Source organism: Microbacterium umsixpiens (genome assembly GCF_053543675.1).
This window is the reverse complement of the sequence record NZ_JBLVOH010000069.1, coordinates 23,889-31,101: the sequence shown is the minus strand read 5'-3', so window position 1 is coordinate 31,101 and position 7,213 is coordinate 23,889. Positions and strand designations below refer to the sequence as shown.

Here is a 7,213-nt window from a genome sequence, read left to right as displayed (position 1 = left end):
CCCCCCCGCGGGCCGGCGGCGTCGCCCCGTCCGGCTCAGGACCGCACGAGCCGCGCGATCGCGTCCGACGCTTCCTTGATCTTCGCGTCGGCGTCGTCGCCGCCCATGCGAGCGGCGTCCACGACGCAGTGCTTGAGGTGGTCGTCGAGAAGGCCGACGGCCACCGCCTGCAGTGCGCTCGTGAGCGCGCTGATCTGGGTGAGGATGTCGATGCAGTACTTCTCGTCGTCGACCATCTTCGTGATCCCGCGGGCCTGGCCCTCGATGCGGCGCATCCGGTTCAGGTACTTGGTCTTGTCGGTGATGTAGCCGTGGGCGTGTTCGTCAGCCGTCGCTTCGGGGGTCATCTCTGCTTCCTTCGTCGCATGATCGGGTTTCAGCGGCCGAGGACGGCGCGCGTGCTCGCTTCGGGGGTGATGTCGATGCGTCTGAGCAGCTGGGCGTTCAGCGCCACGACGACGGTCGACAGGGACATCAGGATAGCCCCGACCGACATGGGCAGGACGAATCCGATCGGCGCCAAGACGCCGGCGGCGAGCGGAACCGAGAGCAGGTTGTAGCCGGCCGCCCACCACAGGTTCTGCTTCATCTTGCGGTATGCGGCGCGGGACAGCTCGATCACGGAGACCACCGACCGCGGGTCGGAGCTCGCGAGGATCACGCCGGCCGAGGCGATGGCGACATCCGTCCCCGCGCCGATCGCGATGCCCACGTCGGCCTGGGCGAGGGCGGGAGCGTCGTTGACGCCGTCACCGACCATCGCGACCTTCTTGCCCTCGGCCTGCAGCTCGGCGACCTTCCTCGACTTGTCCTCCGGTCGCACGCCGGCGAAGACCCGGTCGATGCCGAGCTCGGCGGCGACCGACTCGGCGACGGCCTGGGCGTCGCCGGTGATCATGACCACCTCGACACCGAGCTTGTGCAGGGCGTCCACGGCCTGCTGTGATTCCGGGCGCACCTCGTCGGCGAGCTTCAGTCCGCCCACGACCTGGCCGTCGACCACGACGTGCAGGATGATGGCGCCCTCGCCGCGCCACTGATCCGCGGCCGCGATCTCCTGCCCGCCGACCTCGTCGAGGAGCTTCGGGCCGCCGACGCGGATCTCGCGGCCGTCGACCGACGCCGTCACGCCGACCGCGGGCGACGAGGTGAAGCCCGATGCCTTCGCGAGAGCGGTGCCCTTCTCCTGGGCAGCCCGCACGATGGCGCGGGCGAGAGGATGCTCGCTGTCGGCCTCGGCGGATGCGGCGAGGAGCAGCAGCCGGTCGGCGTCGATGTCGCCGGTCGGCTCGACGGCCGTCACCGTAGGTGCTCCCTTGGTGAGCGTGCCGGTCTTGTCGAAGAGCACGGCATCGACCGTGCGCATGCTCTCCAGCGCGAGGCGGTCCTTGATGAGGACGCCTCCGCGGGCCGCGCGCTCGGTGGCGATCGACACGACCAGCGGGATCGCGAGGCCCAGTGCGTGCGGGCAGGCGATGACGAGGACGGTGATGCTGCGCACCACGGCGGCATCCGGGTTCCCGACCAGGGTCCAGACCACGGCGGTGAGGGCGGCCGAGAGCAGCGCGAACCAGAACAGCAGCGCGGCGGCGCGGTCGGCGATGCGCTGGGCGCGCGAGGAGGAGTTCTGCGCTTCGGTGACCAGTCGCTGGATGCCGGCCAGGGCGGTGTCGTCGCCGGTGGCCGTGATCTCGACGCGCAGACCGGAATCGGTGGCGACGGTCCCCGCCGTGACGGTGTCTCCGGTGGCGCGGGTGACCGGACGGGATTCGCCGGTGACCATGGACTCGTCCATCGCCGCGGTGCCGTCGATGATGCGGCCGTCCGCAGGGATGCTTCCGCCGGGACGGACGACGACGACATCGCCGACGACGAGATCGGCGGGAGAGACGGTGACGACGGTGTCGCCCTCGACGCGCTCGGCCTCATCCGGCAGCAGGGCGGCGAGCGAGTCGAGTGCCGACGTGGTCTGCGCGAGCGACCGCATCTCGATCCAGTGGCCGAGCAGCATGATGACGATGAGGAGTGCGAGCTCCCACCAGAACTCGAGCTCGTGATGGAGGAGCCCCAGTGTCGCGCCCCACGAGGCGAGGAATGCCACCGTGATGGCGAGGCCGATGAGGAGCATCATGCCCGGCTTGCGCGACTTGAGCTCGCTGACGGCGCCGGTGAGGAAGGGCCAGCCGCCCCAGACGTACATGACCGTGCCCAGCACCGGCGCGATGAACCGCGCCCACCCGGGGACCTCGTAGCCGAAGATCATCGCGAACATCGGCGAGAACGCCACCACGGGTACGGCGATGACCAGGTTGATCCAGAACAGGCGTCGGAACTGACCGACATGGTCGCCGTGACCTGCGTGCCCGCCGTGACCCCCATGACCGCCGTGCCCCTCGTGATCGCCAGGGCTCTCGTGGCCGCCGTGGTTCTCGTGGCTGCCGTGGTTCTCGTGCGCAGGCTCCGGGGCATCCATCGAGTGCGCGGGCGAGTGGTGGTGCGCATGCGGATCGGTCATGGGGTCATCCTCTCTCAGGCCATGTTGGCGGCGTACTTGGCGGGGTCGGAGTCGAAGGCCGGCCCGCATCCGGCGCAGCAGAAGTGGTACCGCTCGCCCTCGTGATCGCGGAAGAGGCCCGCCGCCTCTGCGGCCTTCTTGCTGACCGGGTTGCCGACCATGACCGGGCAGGTCGTCAGATCGTCACTCGCACCGCCGGCCAGCAGGTTCTCGCGTCCGTTTCCTGCCGCGGCGGGGTTGACTGCGGTGGTGCTGCAACAGCTGGCGGGTGCCTCGGTGTCGTTCGTCATGCGGGTGGTTCCTTTCATTCTTCGGTGGGGGGCGGTGGTGGGGGGCGTCAGGGCTTGGCGATGCTCTTGAACCCGCGCAGGCGCAGGCTGTTGCCGACGACGAAGACGCTCGAGAGTGCCATGGCCGCACCGGCGAGCATCGGGTTCAGCATCCCGAGCGCCGCGACGGGGATCGCCGCGACGTTGTAGGCGAAGGCCCAGAACAGGTTGGTCTTGATGGTTCCGAGGGTCTTGCGCGACAGTCGGATCGCATCGACGGCGCTGCGCAGGTCGCCCCGCACCAGGGTGATGTCGGATGCTTCGATCGCGACGTCCGCGCCGGTGCCCATGGCGAGACCGAGGTCGGCCTGAGCGAGGGCAGGGGCGTCGTTGACGCCGTCGCCGATCATCGCGACGGTCTTGCCCTCGCGCTGCAGTCGGGTGACGACGTCGACCTTGTCCTTCGGGAGGACCTCGGCGATGACCTCTTCGATGCCCACTTCGGCGGCGATCTGGCGGGCGACCGCCTCGTTGTCGCCGGTGAGCAGGATGGGGGTCAAGCCGATCGCCTTGAACTGGGCGATCGCCTCGGCGCTGCTGGGCTTGACGGTGTCGGCCACCACGAGGATGCCGCGTGCCTGCCCGTCCCAGCCGACCGCGACGACGGTCTTGCCCTCGCCCTCGGCGCGTGCCTTGGTCGAGGCGAGCTCGCGGCTGAGCTTCTGCGACCACTCGGCGAGGAGCGAGTCACGGCCCACCAGCACGGCGTGACCGTCGACGACGCCCTGCACGCCCTTGCCCTCGATGTTCGCGAAGTCCTCGGGTGTCGGCAGCGCGCCGACCTCCTGCGTCGCGCCCTTGGCGATGGCCTGCGCGATGGGGTGCTCGGAGGCATCCTCCAGTGCACCGGCGAGCCGGAGCAGCTCCGCGCGATCGGTGCCGTCCTCGACGAACACGTCGACGAGGGTCATCCTGCCGGTCGTGACCGTTCCGGTCTTGTCCAGCACGACGGTGTCGATCTTGCGCGTGGATTCCAGAACCTCCGGGCCCTTGATGAGCACGCCCATCTGCGCGCCGCGTCCGGTGCCGACCAGCAGCGCGGTGGGGGTGGCGAGACCGAGCGCGCACGGGCAGGCGATCACGAGCACGGCGACGGCCGCCGTGAACGCCGCGGTCACCGGGAATCCGGCGCCGAGCCAGCCGCCGAGCGCCACGACCGCGATCACGATGACGATGGGGACGAACACGCCGGAGATGCGGTCGGCGAGCCGCTGCACCTCGGCCTTGCCGGTCTGCGCGTCTTCGACGAGCTGCGCCATCTGCGCCAGCTGCGTGTCCGACCCGATGCGGGTCGCCCGCACCACGAGTCGACCGCCGACGTTCGTCGTGGCGCCGGTGACGGAGTCGCCCTCGGCCACTTCGACGGGCACGGCCTCGCCCGTGAGCATGGATGCATCCACGGCCGACGTCCCGGAGACGACGATGCCGTCGGTGGCGATCTTCTCGCCCGGTCGCACGATGAACTCGTCGCCGACCTGCAGGTCTTCGACGGGGATCTTCGTCTCGACGCCGCCGCGCAGAACGGCGACCTCCTTCGCTCCGAGTTCGAGGAGAGCGCGCAGGGCGGCACCCGCCTGCTTCTTGGAGCGCTTCTCGAAGTAGCGCCCGGCGAGGATGAACATCGTCACCCCGGCACCCACCTCGAGGTAGATGTTGGCCGCTCCGTCGGAGGGGGCCAGCGCGAACTCGAAGGGGTGCGTCATGCCCGGCGTGCCCGCGGTTCCGAAGAACAGCGCATACAGCGACCACAGGAACGCGGCCGAGGTGCCCATCGAGATGAGCGTGTCCATCGTCGCGGCGCCGTGGCGGAGGTTCGTCCACGCGGCCTTGTGGAACGGCCAGGCCGCCCAGATGATCACGGGCGCGGCCAGGGCGAGAGAGGCCCACTGCCAGTACATGAACTGCAGCGCGGGGATCATCGCCATCGCGATCACGGGCACCGTCAGCACGACGGCGCCGATCAGCCGGTTGCGCAGCGAGCGCAGCTCCGGGTCCTCGCCCTCGGCGTCACCGGTCGACGCGGTGTCTGCGCGCTTGCCCTTCGGGGCGGGCAGCGCGGCCGAGTAACCGGTCTTCTCCACCTCGGCGATCAGCAGTGCCGGATCGTAGCCGTCGGGAACGGTGACCTTCGCCTTCTCGGTCGCGTAGTTCACAGTCGCGACGACGCCCTCGAGCTTGTTGAGCTTCTTCTCGATCCGCATCGCGCAGGAGGCGCAGGTCATCCCGCCGATCTCCAACTCGACGCCGGACCCCACACTCGAGGGTGCTGATGTGCTCATGTCCTTCTCTTTCTGCTCTGACTGTTGCTCGGGGCCGCGGCGGATGGCCGGCGGCCGGGCGCCGTGCGCGGCTCAGTGGCCGTCGTCGTGCGCGTCGTCGTCTGATGCCGGTGCGTCCCCTGCCGGGGCGGCATCGAGCACGAACTCGGCGGTGTGCACCCTGCCGTCGACCTGGAAGTCCAGGTAGAGCAGGTAGCGACCCGCGGTCGGGGCCTCGGCGGCGAACGCGATCTCCGGACCGGAGGTCTCGCCCGCCTTCGGCTCGTCACCCGCGGCGTGCACGTGCAAATAGGCGAGGTCGCCCTCGCGCAGCGCGACGAGGTGGCCGAATGCGCCGAGATACGGTTCGAGGCCGGTCACGGGAGTGCCGTCCTTCGTGAGGGTGAAGGTCAGGTCGCTCGCCGATCCCGCTTCGAGTGCCCCGTCGAGCGACACGGTGAATCCGTCGACCTCGGCGACCTGCGTCGGCGCGGGGGTCACGGGCGTGAACTCGCCGGCGACCTGCACGGTCTGCGTGAGGGTGAGCGACGGTGCGTCAGCGCCGGCCGGCGTGAAGTCGGCGAAGACGCGGTAGGTGCCGGCGGCGTCCCACTCCCACGGCAGCGACCAGGTGCCCGTGGCCTCGTCCAGTGTGGGGTGCACGTGCCGGAACTGACTTCCGTCGGAGCGCACCACGATCAGGTGCAGGTCCTTGTCGTGCGCGGTCGTGTACTCGGTGACCGGGGCGCCGTGCGCGTCGCGGATCTCGAAGCTCAGCTCGCCGGGCTCGTCCGCTCCCGCCGGGGACTCGACCGGCGACAGTGCGTATCCTTCGAGGCTCAGCGAGAGCCCCTTGAGGGCGTCCGCTGTCGCGCTCGCCGCATCCTCCGTGGGCGCGGCCGCGCCGTGTGCTCCGTGCTCTTCCATCTCCGTACCTTTCGTCCACTCACTGACAACGGTCGGGGGGATGATGGCCTGGGCGAGGCCGAATGCCGCGCCGAACGCCACCACCACCCCCGCCCCGTACAGGGCGAGCCGCGCCCCGGCGTTCATGCCTTCCGCACCGCCGAGTACCCGGCCTCGGCGACGGCGGCCAAGATCTGCGCGTCGTCGACGGAGTCGGAACCGGTGACGAGGAGCACGCCCGTCTGCGCACTCACCTGGATGTCTTCGACGCCTGGGACCTCGGCGACCTCTTCGCGGACCGACATCTCGCAGTGTCCGCAGGTCATCCCGGTCACCTGGAATTCGTTCGTGGTCATCGCGTATCCTCTTTCTCGTTCGGTACCCGTACCGGGTATCAGTGACAACGGTATACCCATGAGGGGTATTCCTCAACCGGCCGGATCCGTTGCGCGGACCCGGCCGGGTCGGCGGTCGGGGGGTGTTTCAGGACGCGGGCGTCGTGCTCCGCGTCCGGCGACGCGCGTCGGCCACGTCATCCGAGGGGATCACGAGCGTGGGTCGCGTGGCGTGGTGCAGCACGTTCGCCGAGGTGCTCCCCGGCAGCGTCGCCTTGATTCCGCGCAACCCGCGGGAGCCGAGCACGATCAGGTCGACGTCGAGCTCCTCGGCGGCATCCACGATCGCCTCGGAGGCAGTGGCCATCGTCGATGAGATGAGCGGCTCCGCCTGCAGGCCGAGGTCGCGAGCCAGCTGCGCACCGTCGGTGGCGATCTTCTCCGAAACGTCGAGAGCCGCGGCGTCGAGGCCCTGCAGGCTCTCCAGGGCTGGGTGGCCCTCGAGGTGCGCCGCGAAGCCCTCCAGCGGTTGGCGGGCGTAGAACAGCACCGCTGTCGCGCCGGGGAAGAGGCCGGCGACGGTGTGCATCGCGCTCTGCGCGTTGGGTGAGCCGTCGTAGGCGATGAGCAGTTTCAGGGTGGACATGGTTCTTTCCTTACTGGTCAGGGGTCACTGGTCGTCGTCGGAGAGTCGGGGATCAGGCCGAAACTGACTCCTCGGAGACGAAGGCCGATGCCCGGGGCTTCCTCATGGCGATCGCGGTGATGATCGCTCCCAGCAGGGCGAGGATCGCCGCGCCGATGAAGGCGGCGGAGTAGCCCTGCGTGAGCTCGACCGTGGTGGAGTCGTGGCCGGCGATGCCGTAGACG

Annotated in this window: 7 protein-coding genes; all 7 read right to left on the bottom strand. The window is 69.8% G+C overall.

The features are described 5' to 3' along the window. Positions 1–35: 35 nt before the first annotated feature. The 7 genes from ACNPM4_RS07065 to ACNPM4_RS07035 all read right to left on the bottom strand — a co-directional run bounded on the left by ACNPM4_RS07065 (position 36) and on the right by ACNPM4_RS07035 (position 6,989). Entirely contained in the window at positions 36–347 is a 312-nt protein-coding gene (locus ACNPM4_RS07065; protein WP_091032040.1) for a metal-sensitive transcriptional regulator, read from the bottom strand. 29 nt (positions 348–376) lie between these two features. Next, positions 377–2,515, bottom strand: a complete 2,139-nt coding sequence (locus ACNPM4_RS07060; protein WP_448985207.1) for a heavy metal translocating P-type ATPase — start codon at positions 2,513–2,515, stop codon at positions 377–379. Between the two features lie 14 nt (positions 2,516–2,529). After that, positions 2,530–2,805, bottom strand: coding sequence for a YHS domain-containing protein (locus ACNPM4_RS07055; protein ID WP_448985206.1), 276 nt, complete (start codon positions 2,803–2,805; stop codon positions 2,530–2,532). Positions 2,806–2,852: 47 nt separating this feature from the next. Beyond that, the gene (locus ACNPM4_RS07050; protein WP_448985205.1) at positions 2,853–5,123 is read right to left on the bottom strand and encodes a heavy metal translocating P-type ATPase; all 2,271 of its coding nucleotides are present in this window, start codon (positions 5,121–5,123) and stop codon (positions 2,853–2,855) included. 72 nt (positions 5,124–5,195) lie between these two features. Beyond that, positions 5,196–6,155, bottom strand: coding sequence for a heavy-metal-associated domain-containing protein (locus ACNPM4_RS07045; protein WP_448985204.1), 960 nt, complete (start codon positions 6,153–6,155; stop codon positions 5,196–5,198). Beyond that, positions 6,152–6,364 (bottom strand): heavy-metal-associated domain-containing protein, encoded by a 213-nt coding sequence (locus ACNPM4_RS07040; RefSeq protein ID WP_091032028.1) that lies wholly within the window; start codon positions 6,362–6,364, stop codon positions 6,152–6,154. The genes ACNPM4_RS07045 and ACNPM4_RS07040 overlap by 4 nt, the downstream gene beginning before the upstream one ends. A 127-nt stretch (positions 6,365–6,491) precedes the next feature. Continuing rightward, entirely contained in the window at positions 6,492–6,989 is a 498-nt protein-coding gene (locus ACNPM4_RS07035) for a universal stress protein (RefSeq protein ID WP_448985203.1), read from the bottom strand. Positions 6,990–7,213: the final 224 nt, after the last annotated feature.

Excerpts from the sequence above, each read along its gene's own strand:
- ACNPM4_RS07065 (WP_091032040.1), bottom strand. The coding sequence starts at position 347 with ATGACCCCCGAAGCGACGGCTGACGAACACGCCCACGGCTACATCACC.
- ACNPM4_RS07060 (WP_448985207.1), bottom strand. The coding sequence starts at position 2,515 with ATGACCGATCCGCATGCGCACCACCACTCGCCCGCGCACTCGATGGAT.
- ACNPM4_RS07055 (WP_448985206.1), bottom strand. The coding sequence starts at position 2,805 with ATGACGAACGACACCGAGGCACCCGCCAGCTGTTGCAGCACCACCGCA.
- ACNPM4_RS07050 (WP_448985205.1), bottom strand. The coding sequence starts at position 5,123 with ATGAGCACATCAGCACCCTCGAGTGTGGGGTCCGGCGTCGAGTTGGAG.
- ACNPM4_RS07045 (WP_448985204.1), bottom strand. The coding sequence starts at position 6,155 with ATGAACGCCGGGGCGCGGCTCGCCCTGTACGGGGCGGGGGTGGTGGTG.
- ACNPM4_RS07040 (WP_091032028.1), bottom strand. The coding sequence starts at position 6,364 with ATGACCACGAACGAATTCCAGGTGACCGGGATGACCTGCGGACACTGC.
- ACNPM4_RS07035 (WP_448985203.1), bottom strand. The coding sequence starts at position 6,989 with ATGTCCACCCTGAAACTGCTCATCGCCTACGACGGCTCACCCAACGCG.